The following is a 21,514-nucleotide window of genomic DNA, read 5'->3' as shown; positions in this document are numbered from 1 at the left end:
CGGTCAGGTTCAACCCTCATGAAGTTAGTGTTTTATTCTTATTAATGCCGATAAATCAAAATAAGATATAAACGGACAGCACGTTAACTAATAAGTTCATAAAATTTTAATTCAGCGCCATTTATGTCATTTAACAATGTTTTTACATTGCGCTGGTTGTTTTTGGCAGAATTATTCACTAATTATGCCGGTCAAAATTAATACACTCCGCTTATTCTACGCCTGACCTCGCCACACCCCTGCTCCATTGACGTCGCTAGTCAAAGATTGATAAGCCTTACACATCGCTCCAAAGAGGGCGGTATCAGGAAGCAAACAATAAACAACCAGGAAGGATATAAGCGATGCTTAGGAAGAGCAGAATCTCTGCTGCGATTGCGTTCGCCTTGGCGAGCCTTGCGGCGGCCCCATCCGTATCTGCCGAAGAAGGGCAGAACGTCGAAAAACTGCAGAAAATCAAAGTCACTGGCTCCCGTATCTCCCGTGTTGATGTTGAGGGGGCAACTCCGGTTGTCTCTGTCAGCAAGGCTCAAATTGAGCAGTCTGGTCAGCAGACTGTGGCCGATTATCTGAAACAGGCCTCCTACAACTCCTTTGGTGGTTACTCCCCTTCCTCTGGCGACTCCTATCAATCTCAGGGAACCGTTGGTCTGCGTGGTCTGGGCTCTACCCGTACTCTGGTACTGCTCAATGGCAAGCGGATCGCAGGTTCACCGACTATGGGTGGTACTTCCATCAACCTCAACACCATCCCCATGGCGGCGGTTGAGCGGGTGGAAGTGAACCTGGATGGTGGCTCCGCACTCTATGGTTCTGATGCCATCGGTGGCGTTATCAACGTGATCCTCAAAGAGGGTTTCGAAGGGCTGACTTTCCAGGGGCGTATCGGTTCGCCGACCGAAGAGGGTGGTGACGAGCAGAGTGGTTCCATTGTCAGTGGCATCACAGGGGACAAGGGTTCTCTGATGATGGTTTACGAGCACGATGTGAAAGATGTGATCTATTACAAGGATCGTGACTATCTGGCCAAGCAGGGTGCCGAAGCCCCCAGTATTTATGGTCGCAATATCAAGGGTGTTGATGCCACGACCGGCAAGACAGTTACCCGTACTCTGGACGGCATTGACTGTGCCAATACAGGCGCCGGTTTCGTGCCCGTGGGGACAGCCTGCCGCTTCGACTTTGCCCAGATAGCAGCCAAAACCGCTTCCCGGACGCGTGATACCGTCTATGTGAACGGCCGCTATCACATTAACGATAACGTGGACTTCGTTCCGCAGTTGATTGGCTCCCGCGTCACCAGTTTTGGTCGCTTCGCGCCAGCTGCCGGTGCCTTCACCGTGGATGGTTCCACCCCCGAAAGCGCAGCAGTCCTGTCTGCCAACAACTTCAGCACCGCAAAGGCTGCGACCGTTTACTACCGCTTTAACAACGTCGGCCCCCGTGACAACGATGTGACTGACATGACCGGTAACATGAACCTTGGTTTTGAAGGGACTGTGCCGACCGAAGCAGTAGGCGATCTGGAGTGGAATGCTGGTTACATGTATTCCAAAACAGATAACCGCAGCAATGGTTCAGGCTACGTTCTGGAGCCAGCAGTACAGACTCAGGTTAATAGCGGGAAATTCATTAATGGCAGCTTCTCTGATGCGGCCACCAAGGACCTTTCGTACGATACCAGCCGTACCTCCAAAATGGACTTCTTCCAGTGGTACGGTGGTCTGGGTTGGGAGATGGGTGAACTGCCCGCTGGCCCGGTCAGCTGGTATCTAGGGGCCGAGTATAACGATTGGGTTTACTCCGACACCTACGACAGCCAGTCCGAAGCGGGTAACGTACTGGGTTCATCCGGCAACTCCGGTAGCGGTGTGCGCGATGTGTTTGCCACCTACATCGAGAGCCTGATCCCCATCACCGAGCAGATCGAGTTGAACCTGGCGGGTCGTTACGACAAGTACAGCGACTTTGGCAGCGCCTTCTCGCCCAAAGCGAGTCTGCGTTATCAACCGCTCGACCAGCTGATGTTCCGTACCTCCTGGTCCCAGTCGTTCCGTGCGCCGGGTCTGGATGATCTCTATGCCGCAGACTCGTTCTCTGCCGACTTTGCCAAGGACTATGTAGGCTGCCAGGCCAATGGTATTGCCAACTGTTCCGAAGCGCAGTACGACACAACGCGTAAAGCGAACAAGAACCTGAAGGAAGAGACCGCCAATACCTTCACCATCGGGGCTGCTTACAACCCGCTGGACAATCTGAACCTGTCGCTCGATTACTACTACATCAAGATTGATGACGTGATCCAGCTGGCTACCACTCAGACCCAGTTCTATCAGGAGCTTAATACCGGCAGCAACCCGAACGTTATTCGTGATGCCAACGGCGATGTCGAGATGGTCTACGCCGGCATGGTCAACCTGGGGCAACTCAAGACCAGTGGTATCGACTTCAAGGCGGACTACAAGTACGACTTTAACTTCTTCACCATGCGCTATGACTTCGGTGGCACTTACATCCTGAAGTATGAAGAAGGTCTGTTTGCCGGTGGCCCAATGATCGACAAGAAGGGTTGGAATGCGTTGCCAGACCTTCGCTTCAACTCCGGGATCGGTGCCAACTTCCCGCAGTGGTGGAATCTGGATGCTTATCTGAGCGCCAACTATATCGACTCCCAGAGTCAGGATTACGTGAATGGACAGGAAGAGGGGCATATCGCTTCCAACACCGTCTGGAACCTGAACGTCGCGGTCGATACCAGCTGGAATGCCAAGATCCAGACCGGTGTGAAGAACATGTTCAACCGCGGACCTTCTCTGTCGAGCGATGGCTTCACCTATGAAGAAGACCTCTACGGCATCGACGGTCGCGTCTACTACATCGACTACACCCAGAAGTTCTAATCAACCCTGTTGATATACAACCTCAGCCGGCCCGGTCGGGCCGGCTGTGCCCAACGTCCAAGGAAGTTACGGAGATAGGGTAATCCTATGAAGACAAGGACCATTACAATGAAGAAAGCGCTCCTTGGCAGCCTGGTTTCGGCCGCCTTGTTGACCAGCTTCAATCTGAGTGCCGCCACTGCCGGTCAGGCCGTGGACGCTCAAGCCGCCACCGACAACGCATCCAAAGTTTCCCAGCAGAAGATCGACAGCTATGCCGAATCTGCCGAATCCGCACTGGCCCAGTACAAGGCAGCCCTGCGTCAGGTCGACAGTCTGCGCACCTACAACGAGCAGGTGAGCAAGATGGTCGAGTCCCAGAGCGCCGAGCTGGCGTCGATGCAAAAGCAGATCGCCCAGATCGACCAGACCAGCACCGAAGTGGTGCCCTTGATGCTCAAGATGATCGACTCCCTCGAGCAGTTTGTGTCACTGGATCTTCCGTTCCAGAAGGTCGAGCGCGAGGACCGCGTGGCGGCTCTGACCGACCTGATGAACCGGGCCGATGTCACCATCTCCGAGAAGTACCGCAAGATCCTGGAAGCCTACCAGATCGAGGAGGGCTTCAGCCGCACCATCGAGGCCTACAAGGCGAGTCTGGACAAGGATGGCAGCGAGAAGACCTACGAGTTCCTGCGCGTTGGCCGCATCGCACTGCTTTATCAGTCCCCGGATGGTCAGGAGACCGGCATGTGGAACAAGCAGACCCGCCAGTGGGAAGAATTACCCCAGGAGTATCGCAGTGCGGTTGAACAGGGCCTTCGCATCGCCAAGAAGCAGGCGCCTCCCGCGCTGATCAAGCTGCCGGTTCAAACTGCGGAGAAAGCATCATGAAAGGAATCAAACTTGCTATTGCCTCCCTGATTGCGGGAGCAACCCTGGTCACCCTGCCGGTGACCGCCGCCGAAAAACCGGTGGATCTCAATGCGCTGCTGAACCAGGTCAAGGCCTCCAGCCTGAGCGAATCCCAACTCAACAAGGAGCGGGAAGCCCGCTTCCTGGCTGACAAGAACGAGCAGGGGGCGCTGCTGGCCAAGGCCAAGGCCGAGCTGGCTGCCGAAACCGCCAAGGGCGAGCAGCTCAAGGCGACCTTTGATGCCAATGACAAGCAGCTGACCGAGCTGACTGAAACCCTGCGCCAGCGTTCCGGCAACATGGGCGAGATGTTTGGTGTGCTGCGTCAGTTCGCCGGTGAGTTCAAGGGGATCTTCAATGCCTCCGCCCGTCGGGTCGAGCATCCGGAGCAATCCGCCCTGTTGACCCGTCTGGCCGAGAGTAAAGAGCTCCCCTCCAGCGACGATCTGGAAGCGTTCTGGACCACCACCCTCAGCCGCATGGTGGACGGTGGCAAGGTGAGCCAGATCCCGGCGACCGTGGTCTACGGCGAAGGCAACCAGGCTGAGAAGACCGTCACCCAGATCGGCGAGTTCAACACTGTTTCCGAAGGCAAGTACCTCACCTTCGTGCCGGAGACCGGCAAGTTCGAGCAGCTCTCCCGTCAACCGGAGAAGAGCGTGCTGGCTCCCATCGCCGAGTTTGAACAGGGTGGTGACGGGGTCAAACCCATCTTTATCGACCCGTCTCGCGGCGTGATCCTCTCCCTGCTGGTGCAGTCACCGACTCTCAAGGAGCGGATCGATCAGGGTGGTTCCGTGGGTTATGTGATCCTGGCATTGGGGGTCATCGGTACCCTGCTGGCCATCTTCTGCGGTATCCGGCTGTCGCTGATCGGCTCGTCCATGCGCAAGCAGCTGAAATCTGATCAGATCATCAAGGGCAACCCCATTGGTGACATGCTGGGGGCCTACCAGAACCATCGCGGTGACAACATCGAGGATCTGGAGTCCAAGCTCGACGAGATCATCCTGCGCAACGTGCCCAAGTTCGAGAAGGGCATCAGCCTCATCAAGCTGATCGCCTCCGTCGCGCCGCTGCTGGGCCTGCTCGGTACCGTAGTGGGGATGATTGCCACCTTCCAGGCTATCACCCTGTTCGGTACCGGCGATCCCAAGCTGATGGCGGGCGGTATCTCCGAGGCGCTGGTGACCACCATGCAGGGTCTGGTCGTCGCGGTGCCCATGCTGTTCCTCTACACCATTGTGCAGACCCAGAGCCGTCGTCTGATCCAGGTGCTGGAAGAGCAGAGCGCCGGTTTCGTTGCCCGTTATCAGGAACGTCTGCACGCCTCCAAAGCCGCAGCGTAAGGAGTCACCCATGTGGTTCTGGTTGATTGAAGAAGTCGAGTCGGTCCGCCGGTTTTTGGGATTGGGGGGCGATGTACTGGTCGCCCTGTTCTTCCTGACCCTGATGATGTGGGCCCTGTTGCTGGAGCGCTGGTTCTACTTCATGGCGGTCTACCCCAAGCAGGTGAAGCAGACCAAGGCCACCTGGCTGGCCCGCACCGATCATCTCTCTTGGTCTGCCAAGCAGATCCGGCGCGAGCTGGTCTCACGGGTCGCCATGGCGGTGGACAAGGGGATGCCGGTCATCAAGGTGCTGATCGCTCTTTGCCCGTTGATGGGGTTGCTCGGGACCGTGGTGGGGATGGTGCAGGTGTTTGACACCCTGGCCATCACCGGCACCGGTTCGCCGCGGGCGATGGCATCGGGGATCTCCAAGGCAACGGTACCGACCATGGCGGGCATGATTGCCGCCCTTTCCGGCCTGTTTTTTGTCAACCAGCTCGATCACAAGGCCAAACTGGCGGTGCAAAAGCTGGAAGACAACCTGAAACACGGCTGATGCAGGATGCATACCCCCGGTGAGGCATGGCCTGCCGGGGGCACAGAACAAGCAAGGAGTTTCTGCTATGAGAAAACGTTACAGCGACAGCGGTGCTGACGAGGCGGCTATCGATTTGACCCCCATGCTGGACATAGTGTTCATCATGCTGATCTTCTTCATCGTCACCACCTCCTTCGTCAAGGAGTCCGGTGTCGAGATCAACCGTCCCAGTGCCAGCACGGCCGAGACGGTGAAGAAGGGCAATATCATGGTCGCGGTGCGCGAAAACGGTCAGGTCTGGGTCGACAAGCGGGTGGTCGAGGTGGGGGCGGTGCGCGCCAACATCGAGCGGCTGCGGGCCGAAAACCCGGAGAGCGCCGTGGTGATCCAGGCCGATAACGAATCCCGTTCCGGTCTGGTGGTGCAGGTCATGGATCAGATCCGCATGGCCGGTGTCCAGAACATCTCCATCGCGGCAGACAAGAGCAGCTGATGCCGGAGAGAGACCTATGAGATACCTGATATCGTTGGCGGTCTCCTGTGTGGTGGTGTTCTTTCTGTTTCTGGGAATGAACAAGCTGATCACACCGGATCACCGGGAGCTGGTGGAGAAGGATGACGTCACCATGACCGATTTCATCCGCCTCAAGCCCCAGGAGACCCTGCAAGAGAAACAGCGGGAGCTGCCCAAACCGCCGCCGCCCAAGCGTCCGCCGCCGCCTCCCGAGATGGAAGTGGCCAGCACGGATCGGCCGAAGATGGAGAGCGCGCCGATGGACATGCCCAAGCTCGACATCCCGGTCAACATCGGTGGTGGCAACGCGCTGGGTGCTTACAGCACCGGCGGCGGTGGTGGTGGCGTCGGTGGCAACAACGGCGCTATTCCGCTGGCGACCTTCGAGCCCATGATGCCCCGCAAGGCGGCACTGGCGGGGCTGGCCTCCGGCAAGGTGCTGGTGGAGTTCACCGTCACCGAGCGCGGCACCGTCAGCAACGTGCGGATCGTCAAGGAAGAGCCGCGCAGTTATGACCTCGGCAAAGAGGCGCGCAAAACCATCGCCAAGTGGACGTTCAAACCGGCCATGGTGGATGGCAAGCCGCAGGCGAGCCGTATGCAGCAAGAGATCGAGTTTGCGGTCAACTAAGGAAGGTGGCGATGAACAAGTTACACAAGATGATCCTCGCCCCGGTCGCCATGGCGGTGCTGCTCAGCACCGCCAGTTGGGCCGCCGAGCAGCCGGCCCTGTCGGATCGGGCCTATCGGGCGGTCAACAAGGCGCAGGAGCTGATCACCGAGAAGAAATACGGTGAGGCCAATGCCAAGCTGCAAGATGCGCTTTCCGGCGCGCGCGAGCGGGTCTACGACAAGGGGGTCATATTGCAGACTCTCGGTTTCGTGGCCGCCCAGCAGGAGAAATACGGTCAGGCGACCAAGTACTTTGCCGATGCCATCGCGACAGGCGGCTTGCCGCCACCGGTGGCCCAGCAGGTGCGTTACAACCTGGCCCAGCTCTATATGGCTGAGGGCAATTATCAGGGGTCGATCAAGACCATGAAGGAGTGGTTTGCCAACCAGGGCAAGGATGACAAGCCTAACTCCCATGCCTATATCACGCTAGCCAACGCCCACGTGCAGCTCAAGCAGTACCGTGACGCGATTCCGGCGGTGGATCAGGCGATCAAGCTGTCGGCAGGTAAAGCGCCGGAGTCCTGGTATCTGCTGAAGATGGGCGCTCACTACGAGCTGAAACAGTACAAACCGGCGACCGAGGTCCTGACCTCTCTAGTCAACATGTTCCCGGAGAAGAAGAAGTACTGGACCCAGCTGTCGGCCATGCATATGCAGGCAGGCAACGATACCAAGGCGCTGGCTGCGCTGGAGTCTGCCTATAACCTCGGCATGTTGACCGAGGCCGCCGAGCTGCAGCGCCTCGCCAACTACCTCGCCTTCACCGGTATTCCCCATCGCGCCGCCCGGGTGATGGAGAAGGGGATGAAGGACGGGGTGATTGAGCAGAACGCCAGCAACTACAAGACCCTTGCCAACTACTGGCATCAGGCCAAGGAGCTGGATCCGGCCATCGACACCCTGGCCAAATCCTATCAGCTGGCCCCGAGCGCCGATCTGCAGCTGAAAATGGCGCGCATGATGATCCAGAGCAAACGCTATCAGGATCTGGTGGCTCTGGCGGCCAAGCCGGCTCCGGGCGCCAGCGGTGAACAGCGTGCGGATCTCAAGTTCCTGACCGGGGTCGCCTATTTTGAGCAACAAAAGCCGAAGGAGGCCCTCAACGCCTTCACTCAGGCGGCTCAGAATGGCAACGTCAGCGGTCGGGCATCCCCCTGGATCAGCTTCCTCAAGGAGCAGAGTGGTGCGGGGGAGGCGGCCGTCCAGTAATTCCAATGACAACTACCTGTAGTCCCTTTTATGGTTGCCTGGTGGCTCCATTAACCGCTCTTCGGAGCGGTTTTTTTATGGTGGCTGCCGGCACCGGCGGGTGGCCGACGCACGGTTTTATCCCTCTTCATGCCAATAAAGAGCCTCCGTCGACATTGGCTTATCTCCCCGGATGCGACAAACGTTTTAGCTAGGGCTGCAACCGTGACACCAGGTGACACAGCGCTGTGGTTGATGGGGGCTTGGGTGGCTCGCTGACTGGCGGGCAGTGCCATTCATCTTTCACTCAGCTGCGACTTGCCAGTGTGGCTTTTGCCCTGTTGATAAGCGTCACATCGAAAACGGCTACTTTTAACAAGAAAAGCAACATATGGAAGTTGAAATTTTGGCCGACTCAGGAAAGAATGCGCGCTCGGTTATTGGCGTCGTGGGGCAGGTTGACCCGCCACCGGCAGACCGAGGATGAGACGGCCCCCGGCCCATTTGGTACAGGAAACCACACAGGAATTTTATGAATCCCCTTCGCACTGCCGCTTCGGCCCTTTTATGCACATTTGCGCTGGTCAGCCAGCAGGCTGCCGCCGTCGAGTACCGTCTGCCTGCGGCCAACAGCCGCCTGATCGGTGAAAATCAGGAATACGTGGTGCCTGCGGACAACCGTCCGCTGGAGCAGATCGCTGCTGACTTCCAGCTGGGTCTGACCAACATCATGGAAGCCAACCCGGGCGTTGATCCCTATCTGCCGAAAGCGGGTAGCACTCTGATCATCCCTCATCAGCTGATCCTGCCCAACGCGCCCCGCGAAGGGATCGTCATCAACGTTGCCGAGATGCGTCTCTACTACTACCCGAAAGGGAAGAACGTGGTGGAAGTACTGCCCATCGGCATCGGTCAGCTGGGGGTAAACACCCCGGAGAACTGGATCACCAAGGTAGAGCGCAAGCGCGCCAACCCGACCTGGACCCCGACCGAGAACATCCGTCGCCGCTATGCCGCCCAGGGCAAGACTCTGCCGGCAGTATGGCCAGCCGGTCCGGATAACCCCATGGGTCTGCACGCCCTCTACATTGGTAACCTCTATGCCATCCACGGCACCAATGCCACCTTCGGTATCGGTCTGCGGGTGAGCAGCGGTTGCGTCCGTCTGCGCGCTGACGACATCAAGTATCTGTTCGACAACGTGCCGGTCGGCACCCGCGTCCAGTTCGTCAACCAGCCGGTCAAGACCACGGTCGAGCCGGATGGCGGTCGCTACATGGAAGTACATGAGCCGCTGTCGCGTACCGAGGAGGAGTTTAACTCCACCGCCTCCGTGCCGCTCCCGATGACACCGGCCATCACCCGCTTCATCGCTCACGCCGAGTCTGACTCCAACGTGGTCAAGCAGGTGCTGGAACAGCGTACCGGTATGCCGACCCGCCTTAATCCCTGATTGAGCAAGTTGGCGGTGCCGCGCGCACTGGCTGAATAAAGAAAACGGCGACCAGATGGTCGCCGTTTTTTTATGGGGCATTCACCGCTTGCTTACTGCACGCAGACCGGGCAGAAGGCGTAGGTGCCTTGCGGATCGTTGAAGCGGGTAAGCGGGTCGAGACTGCGGTTCACTTCCACCAAGGCCTTGCCAAATCCTGCCGGCAGCCAGCTTTGCAACTGGGGGGCCAGCACGCGGGCACTGCTGTCAAACAGCTGGCGCAGGAACTTGTCCTTGGTGGACTCCTCCTGCTCGATGGGGGTCACCTGCCACTCCTTGAGGTTGGCCAGTTCGGCTGCTGCCTTGATGGCGTCATCCAGATTGCCGAACTCGTCCACCAGCCCCAGGGCCTTGGCATCCTCACCAGTCCAGACCCGACCTTCGGCCGCTTTTTCGGCCTCTTCTGGGCTCAGGCCGCGGCCCTTGCTGACCAGACCGATGAAGCGCTGGTAGGTATCCTCCACGCTCAGCTGGATTGCCTGACCGACGTGATCCGGCAAGGCGCGGGTCGGGCCGACGCCGACGTAATCTGTGGTGCCGACCCCGTCGGTATGGACACCGAACTGGGCCAACGCCTTGTCGATAGTGGCGAACATGCCGAACACCCCGATGGAGCCGGTGAGGGTGGTGGGGGAGGCGAAGATCTTGTCCGCATCGGCGGAGATCCAGTAGCCACCGGAGGCGGCATAGCTGCCCATGGAGACCACTACCGGCTTGCCTGCCTGTTTCAGGGCCAGCAGCTCGGCGCGGATCTGTTCGGCGGCGAAGGCGCTGCCGCCCGGGCTGTCGACCCGCAGGACCACGGCTTTGACCTTGTCATCGCGGCGGGCATCTGCCAGCAGGTCGGAGAGGCTATCACCGCCGATGGTGCCGGCAGGCTGGACGCCATCCATGATGGCGCCGCTTGCGACCACCAGACCCACCTCATCCTTGCCGCTCTGGGGATATTGTTCCGGAATGGCAGCCAGATACTCTTTCAGACCGACCCCTTTCCAGCCGTGGTCGTCCGCTTCACCCACCTCTTTAATGACCGCCTGGGTCATCTCGTCGCGGGTGGCCAGCTGATCCACCAGCCCGTTGTCGAGGGCGTAGTTGGCGGCATTGCCACCGGCTTTGCGCAGCAGCTCGAGGAAGCGATCCTTGCCCGGCGCGACCGCATCGGGTTCGATCTCCCGCTGCTCGGCTACATCGGCCACATAGGATTGCCACAGCTGATCCAGCCAGCGCTGGTTCGCTTCTTTGCTCTCGGGGGACATCTCGTCGCGGGTATAGGGCTCGACGAAGGATTTGTAGGTGCCGACCTTGAATACGTGCGGGGTGATGTTGAGCTTCTCCAGCGCTGACTTGAAGTAGGTCTGGTAGACCCCAAGCCCCTCGATCACCACGGCGCCGCTCTGGTTGAGCAGCACGTGATCGGCGTGGGCCGCCAGCAGGTATTGCCCCTGAGTGTAGAAGTCGGCCATGGCGATCACCGGTTTGCCGCTCTCCTTGAACTGGTCGATGGCGCTCGCCACCTCCTGCAGTTTGGTGAAGTTGGCTCCCTGCAGCCCTTGTGGCTTGATCACCAGCGCCTTGATGCGCTCGTCATCCTTGGCACTCTTGATAGCCCACAGCAGGTCGGAGAGAACGATCTCGCTCGGCTGCTCGTCGCTGCTGTCCATCTGGCGCAGCAACTGGACTGTGGGATCGGTCTGGGAGCGTTGCTCCACCAGCACGCCGTTGAGATTGAGGGTCAGCGCCCCTTCGATGGGCGCCTTGGGGGCCTCTTTCTGGCTGATGCTGAAGACGATGACCAGCACTACGATGAGAAACAGCAGATTGACCAGCATCAGCCGGGTGAAATTGAGCAGGCGCCACAGGCTGCGGAACAACCAACCCAGACCTTTGAAAATAGACATAGTCGCGTTATCGCCCTGTTAATGGGTAGAGAAGAGCCATTATTAACCAGTTGCGGGCGAAATTGCCATTTCCGACTGGCGGATCCCGCCTATCTTCGTTCAGGGCACGGCTGTTCGCTGAAAAATTGTCCAAACATTTGTTTGAAAAAGAATTTTCGATTCTTTACTCTAGCCTCAGTTTGATAACAAAAAATTAACTGGAGGCATCGTGAGCCGCTATCCGACCCTGCTGACCCCGCTCGACCTTGGTTTTACCCAGCTGCGCAACCGGGTGTTGGGCGTTGTTCCATGCACCCTGGCCTTAAAGAGGAAGGCATCATGAGTCGCTATCCCCATCTGCTGAAGCCCCTTGACCTCGGCTTTACCCAACTGCGCAACCGTGTGTTGATGGGCTCCATGCATACCGGCCTCGAAGAGGAGAAGGGCGGTTTTGACAAGCTGGCCGCCTTTTACGCCGAGCGCGCCCGTGGTGGCGTTGGCCTTATCGTCACCGGCGGTATCGCCCCCAACTTGCGCGGTCGGCTGGTGCCTCACGGCTCTCAGCTGAGCTTTCCCTGGCAGGTGAGCAAGCACAAGAAGGTGACCAGCGCCGTGCATCAGGAGGGGGGCAAGATAGCGCTGCAGATCCTCCATGCCGGTCGCTACGCCTATCATCCGTTCAGTCTGGCGCCGAGCGCCCTCAAGGCCCCCATCTCCCCGTTCAAACCGCGCGCCATGAGCGAGCGGCAGATCCGCGGCACCATTCGCGACTTCGCGGCTACAGCAGCGTTGGCCAAGGCGGCCGGTTATGACGGCGTCGAGGTGATGGGCTCGGAAGGCTATCTCATCAACCAGTTCATTTGCGAGCGCACCAACAAGCGCACCGATGGCTGGGGCGGCAGCAGTGAAAACCGGATGCGCTTCCCGGTGGAGATTGTCCGCGCCATCCGCGAGCGGGTCGGCACCGACTTCATCATTATCTTCCGCCTCTCCATGCTGGATCTGGTGGAGCAGGGCTCGACCCTGGAAGAGGTGATTGCCCTTGGCAAAGCGCTGGAAGCGGTGGGGGTGACCCTCATCAACACCGGTATCGGTTGGCACGAAGCGCGTATTCCCACCATCGCCACCAGCGTGCCGCGCGGCGCCTTCAGCTGGGTGACCGCCGAGCTGAAAAAGCATCTCAAGGTGCCGCTTATCACTACCAACCGGATTAACACACCAGAGGTGGCAGAGCGGATTCTGGCGGGTGGCGAGGCGGATATGGTCTCCATGGCGCGCCCTTTCCTGGCAGATCCCGAATTTGTCATCAAGGCGGCCGAGAACCGGGCGGACGAGATCAATACCTGTATCGCCTGCAATCAAGCCTGCCTCGACCATGTGTTCAAGCAGAAGCGCGCCTCCTGTCTGGTCAATCCCCGCGCCTGTTTCGAGACCGAGCTGACCTTTGGCCGCGTGCCCCAGCCCAAAAAGCTGGCGGTGGTGGGGGCGGGCCCGGCCGGGCTGGCGTTTGCCTGCTACGCTGCTGAGCGCGGTCATCAGGTGAGCCTGTTCGATCAGGCCAGCGAAATCGGCGGCCAGTTCAACTTCGCCAAGCAGATCCCGGGCAAGGAGGAGTTTCACGAAACCCTGCGCTATTTCGCCAAACGGCTGGAGAAGTGCGGCGTCGAGCTCTATCTCGGCCAGCGCCAGAGTGCCGAGAGCCTGCTCGGCGGCGGTTTTGACGAGGTGATCCTCGCCACCGGTATCCGTCCGCGCACCCCCAATATTCCGGGGATCGAGCATCCCAAGGTGATGAGTTATCTCGATGTATTGCGGGATCACAAACCGGTCGGCCAGAAGGTGGCGGTGATCGGTGCCGGCGGCATCGGCTTCGATGTAGCTGAGTATCTGGTCGAGAAGAAGGTGGAGACGGATGCCGATGGGCACCGTGATCACTGGCTCAAGGAGTGGGGCATCGACAAACAGCTTGGCGAGCGCGGTGGCCTCACGGTTCCTGAAATTGACGCCCCCGAGCGCCAGATCTGGCTGCTCCAGCGCAAGGAGAGCAAGGTGGGTGACGGACTTGGCAAGACCACCGGCTGGATCCATCGTACCGTGCTCAAGAACCGCAAGGTGCAGATGTTCTCCGGGGTGCAATATCTGGGGATCGATGACGAGGGCTTGCACATTCAGGTGGGCGAGTCCAAGCAGTGTCTGCCGGTGGATCAGGTTATCGTCTGCGCCGGGCAGGAGCCCCTTAAAGAACTGCAGGCCGGGTTGCAGGCTGCAGGCAAGCCGGTGCATATCATCGGCGGAGCCGACGTGGCTGCCGAGCTGGATGCCAAGCGCGCCATCCGGCAAGGGGCCGAGCTGGCTGCGATCATCTAGCCAACAGTGCCCTCGTGCCCTTTATAGTGCGATAAACCCCTGAGCCTCAGGGGTTTTCTTCATTCGGTGCTGTGCTAAGGTAGCGCCATCATTGCCCCAGAGAAGGAATTGCCCATGGATGCCCTCACCCTGTTGCTCAATCGCCACTCTTGTGGCCGTCTCGCCGATCCCGCCCCGAGCGGTGAGGTGCTCGATAATATCCTCAAGGCGGGTCTTCGCGCGCCGGATCACGGCACCCTGACTCCCTGGCAGTTCATTCTGTTTGAAGGAGAGGGGCGCGAGCGGCTGGGCAAACTGCTGGCCGAGGCGGCCCGTGCCCGTGGCGAAGATGAAGAGAGCATCAAGAAGTGCAGCGAAGCGCCGCTGCGGGCGCCCTTGATCGTCGCCGTGGCAACCCGTTATCAGGATCACCCCAAGGTGCCGAAACTGGAGCAGGAGCTCTCTGCCGGGTGTGCCCTGATGGCGATGCAGATGGCGGCGCAGGCGCAGGGCTTCAACGGTATCTGGCGCTCCGGCTGGTTTATCTTCGATGAGCAGATCAACAAGGGATTGGGACTGGCGGCAGAGGATCAGCTGGTGGGTTTCCTCTACCTCGGTACTCCCATGCTGGAAGCACGCAAACTGCGCGAGCTGCCGCTCGATGAGTTTGTCCGCCGTTTCTGACTCCTCGGCCACGTTGCAGTTGAGAGAAGCAAAGCCTCGAGAAATCGGGGCTTTTCTGTTTAACCGTGAATAGTAACCAGAGAAATTGGGGAAAATAAATGGCTCAAAGAGGCTTCGCGCGCCATAGCAGGTAATTATTTAAATAGTGCGATGTACCTCGCAATCCTGTTGTATTTCACTATGTAAAACGTTTGCGCATTCGCTAATATCTCCCTGCCAGTTTAGAAGGACACTCCTTCTAATTTTTCTGCGATGAGAGTCGCAATTCCGTAGCACCTTTTAACAGCCCAACGTCTTCGTGACATTGGGCTTTATTTTTTTATGGGGTGTCGGGGCTGTTGTGAACTGATGGCGGTATCGGCATACAACCCGGTTGGCTGCCTTATGCTCTGTTTTTGGCTGGCAGGATCCGGGCCGGGTTGCCGACTACCCGAATACCGGCCGGTACATCTTTGGTGACTACGGCGCCCGCGCCGACGATCGCCTCCCGCCCTATGGTGACGCCGGGCAGCAAGATGGCGCCGCCCCCAATCCAGACCTTGTCTTCAATGGTGACCGGCAGCGCCGTCTCTGTTCCCTGAATCCGTTCGTCGGCCTCCAGCGCATGGGCTGCGGTATAGATCTGCACGTTTGGCCCTATCATCACATGGGCGCCGATGCGAATGGGGGCATTGTCCAGCAGGGTCGCCCCCATATTGATGTAGGAGTCCTTGCCCAGGTGGATGTGGCGGCCATAGGTGCAGTAGAGGGGCGGGCAGATAAAGGCGTTCTCTGCCAGTTCGCCAATCAGCTCCGCCAGTAGTGCCCGCTGCTCAGCCTCATCTTCCGCCTGATTGAAACGGCGATAGCGCTGGGCCGCCTCCCGGCGCAACTGGGCCAGCTCGGGTGCCATGCAGTTGTACGGTTGGCTGCTAATCATCTTCTGGTATTCGCTCATGAAGGTTGCTTTCCTTTATCTGCCAGGGATTTGGATATTGGCGCCAATACTGCAGAAGTAACATGATTACCCACCCGATGTGGGCAGAACCAGGTTGGCAGGTCTGCCTTCGGCAAAGGCCAGCACATTCTCGAACGCCACGCGAAAGTAGAGTTCGTAGCTATTTTGCTCCACATAGCCGAGATGAGGCGTCGCCAATACGTTGGGCAGACGCAGCAGGGGCTCGCTTTCCTGTGTCGCCGGCTCGATGTCAAATACATCGAGCGCGGCCCGTTTCCCAGGATGGTTACTGAGCTCTGCATAGAGGGCGCCCGGCTCGATAAGTTCGGCACGGCTGGTATTGACCAGCAGAGAGTCAACTTTCATGCGGGCCAGATCTGCGCGGGTAACAGCGCCGCGGGTTGCCTCGCTCAGGCGCAGATGCAGCGTGAGGATATCGGCTTGACTGAAGAGAGCCTCCTTGCTGGAGGCGCAGGCATAGCCATCCAGCTCGGCCTGCCTGCGCGAAGCCTCACTGCCCCATATCAGTACCGACATGCCAAATGCCTTGCCATAGCGGGCGATCCGCTGGCCTATCTTGCCGTAGCCCCAGATGCCGAGCGTCAGCCCATGCAGCGTGCGTCCCAAACCGAGGTCACCAGATTGCTGCCATTGGCCTTGGCTTAACGCCTGGCTGTAAGCAGGTATATGGCGGGAGGCTGCCATGATGAGCGCCCAGCAGAGCTCGGCGGGAGCAATAGGGCTGCCGATCCCTTCTGCCACGGCAACGCCGTACTGCTGGCATAGTGCCGGGTCGATATGCTGGCTGACTTTGCCGGTCTGGCTGATGAGTTTAAGGGTGGGAAGCTGTATCAGCAGCTGTTCGTCGATGCGGGTACGCTCGCGGGTCAGCACCAGTGCTTCCATTCCTTCCAGCAGGGCGGCAAGGCGCGTTGGATCGGGTTCGCTCTGGTTGAGGATGGTGACGTCATGACCCGCCAGCAGGGCAAAGCAGGGGAGGTGGCGCACCTGATCCTGATAGTCATCCAGAATGGCAATCCGCATAAGAAATCCTTCTCGGTTGCGTTGGCTCGGACCGCTATCTTACCGGAATAAAAGGTGTCTGTTGTTTTCAAACGAACACAATCAGAAGGGAGTGCAATCAAGCCCATGTCCACGGACCGGGAAGAGCCTGACAGGCCAAAACAATCAGGGCCCCCGAACGGGAGCCCTGATGGCATGAGGTTGGCGTCTATGTTGCCCGCAGTTAGCCGTGCTTGCGGCCGGAGAGGCGGCACCACTCCTCCTTGACGGCGGTCGGGTCCATCTCGAACCACTGGCTGTAGATGGTTTCCAGCTCCGGTGCCTGGCTCTCCAGCACGCCGGAGAGGGCCATCAGGCTGCCCGGCTTGCCGTGACCGGCGATAAGTGGAGCCAGTTCGCGCAGCGGGCCGGCCAGGATGTTGGCGACCACCACGTCCGCTTCGACATCTTGCGGCTGGTCGGCTGGCAGATAGAGCTCAATCTGGTCGGCGACGCCGTTGCGCGCGGCGTTGTCGCGGCTGGCCTGAATGGCTTGCGGGTCGATGTCGATGCCGATGACGCGGGCGGCACCCAGTTTCAGGGCGGCGATGCCGAGAATGCCGGAGCCGCAACCAAAATCGACCACGGTTTTACCGGTCAGATCCAGCCCGTCGAGCCACTGCAGGCAGAGGGCGGTGGTGGGGTGGGTACCGGTACCGAAGGCCAGACCCGGATCCAGCATGACGTTGACCGCATCGGGGTTCGGCACATCGCGCCAGCTCGGGCAGATCCAGAGGCGCTCGCCAAACTGCATGGGGTGGAAGTGATCCATCCACTCGCGCACCCAATCCTTGTCTTCCAGCTGCTCGACCTTGTAGCCGACATTTTCGCCGAATATCTGCTGGAAGAAGGCGATGGTGGGAGCCGGATCGGTTTCGGCATCGAACAGACCCATCACTTCGGTCTCGCCCCAGAGCGGGGTTTCACCGGGCATGGGTTCGTAGACGGGCACATCCTTGGCATCCATAAAGGTCACCGCCTGGGCTCCACGCCCCAGCAGCATGTTGCTCACCTTGTCTGCGGTCTTGGCAGTGGCGTTGATTCGAATTTGTATCCAGGGCATGGCGTCGACTCTTCATAAATGTGAAACCGCGAGATTCTACCATCATGGGGCAGTGCTGTCGTGGTTTGCCCATGACGTGGAGGGATACGGGGGCTTTTGCCGGATTGGCACGGTTCCTGTATTGCTCTATGCAGGCGAAGACGACCGGTTTTCGCTGAACGCTTTGCTCAAGTTCCGTCATCTTTCACTGCCACCCTCGGGTGGCATTTTTTTATCTGCACTTGTTTGCCTGGTAAACAGGCTGCCAGACAAAAAAAAGCAAGGTCGACACCTTGCTCAAGGACGGGCTGACGCCGTTTTGGCGCATTCATGCTGCTGTTGGCACGCCAGATGCAAAGACTAATATGTCCTGAATAAGGATATGTGTGTGATTGTTACCCCAATGTTCAGGTATTCAGGCCATTTCTCGCGAAATGGCCTCTTTTTTGGCTGATTGTCGGACGTTGGCCTGCCACAGGCAGTCATGAATGCCGCTGGTTGTGCCCGTTTGGGGCATCTCCTTGGTGAACTTATCCCATCATGGTGCGTTGGAGGGCTTAGTTGGCAAAGCCGCTCATGTCGATTACCAGCTTGCCTACCATGCGTCCCGCCTCCACCTCGGCATGGGCCTGAGCCAGCGTGACCGGGGTCAGTGACGGGATGGTTCTGGTCAGAGTGGTCTGCAATACCCCTTCATCGACCAGTTCCGCCACCCGGCCGAGCAGGCGGTGCTGTTCGATCATGTCCGGTGTTTGGAACAGGGAGCGGGTGAACATGAACTCTTGGCTGAAGGTGACGCTCTTGCTCTTGAGCAGGGAGAGATCCCACGGCTCGCTCGATTCGGCGATGGTGCAGATATGGCCAAACGGGCGGATCAGCCCGGCCATGGTGGCCCAGTGCTCGGCGGTGGCGTTGGTGCAGAAGATGGCATCGACCTGGGTGATGCCAAGGGCGGTCAGCTCCTCCTGCAACTTGTGGTGGTTTACGACCTGATGGGCCCCCATCTCGAGGCACCACTCGCGGCTCTCTGGGCGGGAGGCGGTAGCAATCACCTCCATGCCGGTGAGCTGGCGGGCCAGCTGGATGGCGATGGAGCCCACGCCACCGGCGCCGCCGATGATCAGCAGTTTGCCACGGCTCTCGCGGGTGAGAGCGAAGCGTTCTAACAGGGTCTCCCAGGCGGTGATGGCGGTGAGCGGCAGGGCGGCGGCCTCCACATCGCTCAAGCTGGTGGGGGCGATGGCGGCGATGCGCTCATCCACCAGTTGCAGGGCGCTGTTGCTGCCCGGGCGGCTGATGTCGCCGGCATACCAGACCCGGTCGCCCGCCTTGAACAGGGTGACTTCGCTGCCGGTGGCGATCACTTCCCCCACCGCATCCCAGCCCAGTACCCGGGGCGAGCTTTCAATTTTGGCCTTGGGGGAGCGCACCTTGGTATCCACCGGATTGACGGAGGTGGCGGTGACCCGCACCAGCAGATCCCGCGGGCCCGGAACCGGATCGGGCAGGTTGGCGGCGATGAAGCAGTCGGGGTGGTTGCTTGGCAGATAGTGAGTCAGGGCAATGGCTTTCATGGTTTTTCCTTTCAAATCGCTGTGTTCGGGATTGCCACTCACTCTAGTCTGGTTGATTATCAAGATTAAGATGGGTAATCGGTAAAGACTGTTTGAATATATGAACAATGTCGATCTGGAGTTGATGGGGCTGTTTGCCACTGTGGTGGAGCAGGGAAGCTTTACCCGAGCCGCCGAGCTGCTTGGTATGCCCAAGTCATCGGTGAGCCAGAAGATCTCGCGGCTCGAATCCCAGCTCGGGGTGCGGCTGTTGCAGCGTACCACTCGCAGGTTGAGCCTGACCCCGCAGGGGGAGCTCTATGTGGAGCACTGTCAGGGGCTGCTGGCACTGGCCCGCAGCGCCAATCTGGCGATGGCACGGCTGCGCTCGGCCCCGGCGGGGCGGGTGCGGATCACCGCCCCCGAGGCGACCGGTACCCTGCTGCTTGGCCGGATCCTCGCCGAGTTTCGCGCCCTCTATCCCGAGGTGGTGCTGGAGCTGACCCTGAGCGACGATCAGCTCGATCTGGTGGGGGAAGGTTATGATTTGGCGCTGCGGGCGGCGCCGCTGAAAGACTCCAGCCTCATCTGTCGGCGCATCGGTCAGGTGGCGCGTCATCTGGTTGCAGCGCCCGCCTATCTGGCGGCCCACGGCATGCCGCAGCAGTTGAGCGAGCTGGGCCGTTATGCCTGTCTGGTGCACTCGGCCATGCCGGTGTGGCCATTGCAGGAGGGGGGCTGGCGGCCGCAGGGGGCCTGTGTCAGCAACAGCTTGTTGGCGCTGCGGGAGATGGCGCTCCATGACGGTGGGATTGCCCTGTTGCCACACCATGTCTGCGAAGGGGATTTGGCGGCGGGGCGATTGCAGAAGGTGTTGCCGGATCAGCCCATTCCGGCCAACCCGTTTTACCTTATCTATCCGAGCCGGGAGCATCTGGCCCCCGCTCTGCGCACCCTGATGGATTTCGTGGCCGAGCGCTTGCCGTTCGCCTGAGTTACCAGCTGCTCTGGCTGGCCGACTCCTGATTGGGTTTGAGGCCGAGGGGGACCGACTGGCGCTCCGCCAGCATGCGGATCTGCCCTTCAATCAGGCTGGCGCTGGGGCCCAGCACCAGCACCAGCTGGTGGTCGTTGAGCTGGATCCAGGAGAGGCAGCCCAGGCCCAGCAGGCGGGATTCATCCACCAGTGAAATATCACGCACCCGCAGGCTGAGGCGGGTGATGCAGACGCTCATCGCCACCAGATTGTCCATCCCGCCCAGCACCTTGAGGTACTGGATCGCCAGCATCTGCGGGTCTGAGGGGGCAACACTGGCAAGGCGCGGATGCTCCACCGCGATGGGCTTGCTCGGCATGCTGAGGGGGGCACGCTCCAGCAGCTGATAGAACAGCAGGGTGTAGGCAACGAAGAACAGGATACCGACCGGAATAATCCAGAAGCTGTGCTCCCCTGCCTGATAGCTCAGCACCAGATCCAGCAGGCCGGCGGAGAAGTAACTGCCCACCTTGATCCCCAGCCCGCTACAGACAGCGAGCGATAGCCCAGTTAGCAGGGCGTGGGCGAGAAACAGCCAAGGGGCGGTAAAGGCGAACAGAAATTCGATAGGCTCTGTGATACCCACCAGTGCCGAGGTGAGCGCCAGGGTGAGCAGCAGCCCGCCCTGTGGCAGCCGCTGCATCCGTTGGCGGTGCAGCCAGATGGCAAAACAGGCGCCCGGCAGGCCGAACATGATGATGGGGTAGAGACCGGCCACATACCCTTCATGAAGGGGCTGGGCGGTGGCCAGCGCCTGCAGGTTGCTCTCGCCAAGGCCGATGACGCTGCCCAATACCTGATGCAGCCCGAGCGGGATCAGCAGTCGGTTGAGTGTGCCGTAGCAGAAGGCGCCAAACGGCGTGGTGAGCAGCTCGGAGGTGAGCAGGGTCAGCCCGCGCTCCAGCGGTGGCCACAGCAGCGAGAGGGGGATGGCGATCAGCAGGCAGGCCAAGGCCGACACCAGCAGGCTGGGAAACTCCCCCCTGGCGATCTGCAGCCAGCGGGGTAGCGTTTGCTGGTGAACCCTGGGATAGATAATGGCGGTGGTGAGTCCCGCCAGCAGGCCGCAGATCATGTCGGCGTGCAGGTTGGGGGCCAGCGTATTGAAAGCGGTGCTGAGCAGCAGGAAGTTGACCGCACCCGCCAGCGTCTGTCCGCCCAGCTCCTGCCGACTCAGGCCAAAGGCGATCGCCACCGCATAGATGAGCGGCATCTGGCTGAAGATCGCCTGACCGGTGAGGGAGAGCACCGCCAAATCGAGCACGTCGGGTTGCCCAAGCCGGTAGATCAACGCCGCCATCGGCAGGATGGAGACGGGCAGCAGCAGGGCATAACCGAGCCGCTGCAGGGCTTGAGTAACGACTTGTCGAGTGGCTTTAACGGGCATACAGCGGCTACGTTCTGTGACTTGGCGCACAGTTTAACCGGAAAACACCTATTTGGGG

17 protein-coding genes are annotated in these 21,514 nt (G+C 59.7%); 11 read left to right on the top strand and 6 right to left on the bottom strand.

All coding sequences use genetic code 11. The annotated features are described in order from the left end of the window. Positions 1–344 precede the first annotated feature (344 nt). From LRL22_RS04290 to LRL22_RS04255, 8 genes are all read left to right on the top strand, one after another. A complete protein-coding gene (locus tag LRL22_RS04290) occupies positions 345–2,900 on the top strand; it encodes a TonB-dependent receptor (RefSeq protein WP_088870049.1) in 2,556 nt (851 codons plus the stop codon). 108 nt (positions 2,901–3,008) lie between these two features. Beyond that, positions 3,009–3,773, top strand: coding sequence for a DUF3450 domain-containing protein (locus LRL22_RS04285; protein ID WP_005338938.1), 765 nt, complete (start codon positions 3,009–3,011; stop codon positions 3,771–3,773). Further along, the gene (locus LRL22_RS04280; protein ID WP_005338937.1) at positions 3,770–5,143 is read left to right on the top strand and encodes a MotA/TolQ/ExbB proton channel family protein; all 1,374 of its coding nucleotides are present in this window, start codon (positions 3,770–3,772) and stop codon (positions 5,141–5,143) included. Before LRL22_RS04285 ends, LRL22_RS04280 begins: the two co-directional genes overlap by 4 nt. A 10-nt stretch (positions 5,144–5,153) precedes the next feature. Continuing rightward, positions 5,154–5,681, top strand: coding sequence for a MotA/TolQ/ExbB proton channel family protein (locus tag LRL22_RS04275; protein ID WP_005338936.1), 528 nt, complete (start codon positions 5,154–5,156; stop codon positions 5,679–5,681). 67 nt (positions 5,682–5,748) lie between these two features. Next, positions 5,749–6,156, top strand: coding sequence for an ExbD/TolR family protein (locus LRL22_RS04270; RefSeq protein WP_005338933.1), 408 nt, complete (start codon positions 5,749–5,751; stop codon positions 6,154–6,156). 16 nt (positions 6,157–6,172) lie between these two features. Beyond that, the gene (locus LRL22_RS04265; protein ID WP_005343441.1) at positions 6,173–6,808 is read left to right on the top strand and encodes an energy transducer TonB; all 636 of its coding nucleotides are present in this window, start codon (positions 6,173–6,175) and stop codon (positions 6,806–6,808) included. A gap of 11 nt (positions 6,809–6,819) precedes the next feature. Beyond that, a complete protein-coding gene (locus LRL22_RS04260) occupies positions 6,820–8,061 on the top strand; it encodes a tetratricopeptide repeat protein (RefSeq protein WP_270904796.1) in 1,242 nt (413 codons plus the stop codon). A 511-nt stretch (positions 8,062–8,572) separates the two neighbouring features. After that, entirely contained in the window at positions 8,573–9,493 is a 921-nt protein-coding gene (locus LRL22_RS04255) for a L,D-transpeptidase family protein (protein WP_005338927.1), read from the top strand. A 92-nt stretch (positions 9,494–9,585) separates the two neighbouring features. Here the strand turns inward: LRL22_RS04255 and sppA are convergent, their stop codons facing one another. Then, on the bottom strand, positions 9,586–11,430 hold the full coding sequence (sppA, locus tag LRL22_RS04250; protein ID WP_270904795.1) for a signal peptide peptidase SppA: 1,845 nt from the start codon (positions 11,428–11,430) through the stop codon (positions 9,586–9,588). A 318-nt stretch (positions 11,431–11,748) separates the two neighbouring features. On the opposite strand from sppA, the gene LRL22_RS04245 reads away from it, so the two are divergent. Further along, positions 11,749–13,776, top strand: a complete 2,028-nt coding sequence (locus tag LRL22_RS04245) for an NADPH-dependent 2,4-dienoyl-CoA reductase (RefSeq protein ID WP_270904794.1) — start codon at positions 11,749–11,751, stop codon at positions 13,774–13,776. 114 nt (positions 13,777–13,890) lie between these two features. Beyond that, a complete protein-coding gene (locus LRL22_RS04240; protein WP_042080611.1) occupies positions 13,891–14,439 on the top strand; it encodes an NAD(P)H nitroreductase in 549 nt (182 codons plus the stop codon). Positions 14,440–14,821: 382 nt separating this feature from the next. Here the strand turns inward: LRL22_RS04240 and LRL22_RS04235 are convergent, their stop codons facing one another. The 4 genes from LRL22_RS04235 to LRL22_RS04220 form a co-directional block, all read right to left on the bottom strand. After that, on the bottom strand, positions 14,822–15,376 hold the full coding sequence (locus LRL22_RS04235; protein ID WP_270904793.1) for a sugar O-acetyltransferase: 555 nt from the start codon (positions 15,374–15,376) through the stop codon (positions 14,822–14,824). A gap of 66 nt (positions 15,377–15,442) precedes the next feature. After that, entirely contained in the window at positions 15,443–16,420 is a 978-nt protein-coding gene (locus tag LRL22_RS04230; RefSeq protein ID WP_270904792.1) for a D-2-hydroxyacid dehydrogenase family protein, read from the bottom strand. Positions 16,421–16,622: 202 nt separating this feature from the next. Next, on the bottom strand, positions 16,623–17,501 hold the full coding sequence (prmA, locus tag LRL22_RS04225) for a 50S ribosomal protein L11 methyltransferase (protein WP_270904791.1): 879 nt from the start codon (positions 17,499–17,501) through the stop codon (positions 16,623–16,625). Between the two features lie 536 nt (positions 17,502–18,037). Beyond that, positions 18,038–19,054 (bottom strand): zinc-binding alcohol dehydrogenase family protein, encoded by a 1,017-nt coding sequence (locus tag LRL22_RS04220; protein WP_270904790.1) that lies wholly within the window; start codon positions 19,052–19,054, stop codon positions 18,038–18,040. A gap of 100 nt (positions 19,055–19,154) precedes the next feature. Between LRL22_RS04220 and LRL22_RS04215 the strand changes: the two genes are divergently transcribed. Continuing rightward, a complete protein-coding gene (locus LRL22_RS04215; protein WP_162504381.1) occupies positions 19,155–20,027 on the top strand; it encodes a LysR family transcriptional regulator in 873 nt (290 codons plus the stop codon). Between the two features lies 1 nt (position 20,028). On the opposite strand, the gene LRL22_RS04210 is transcribed toward LRL22_RS04215, so the two are convergent. Then, on the bottom strand, positions 20,029–21,456 hold the full coding sequence (locus tag LRL22_RS04210) for a PTS transporter subunit EIIC (protein ID WP_270904789.1): 1,428 nt from the start codon (positions 21,454–21,456) through the stop codon (positions 20,029–20,031). Positions 21,457–21,514: the final 58 nt, after the last annotated feature.

The sequence above is a fragment of the Aeromonas sp. PI_26 genome, from assembly GCF_027854445.1.
Lineage (GTDB): Bacteria > Pseudomonadota > Gammaproteobacteria > Enterobacterales > Aeromonadaceae > Aeromonas > Aeromonas veronii.
The sequence above is the reverse complement of the archived record's forward strand: the minus strand, read 5'-3'. Positions and strand labels throughout refer to the sequence as shown.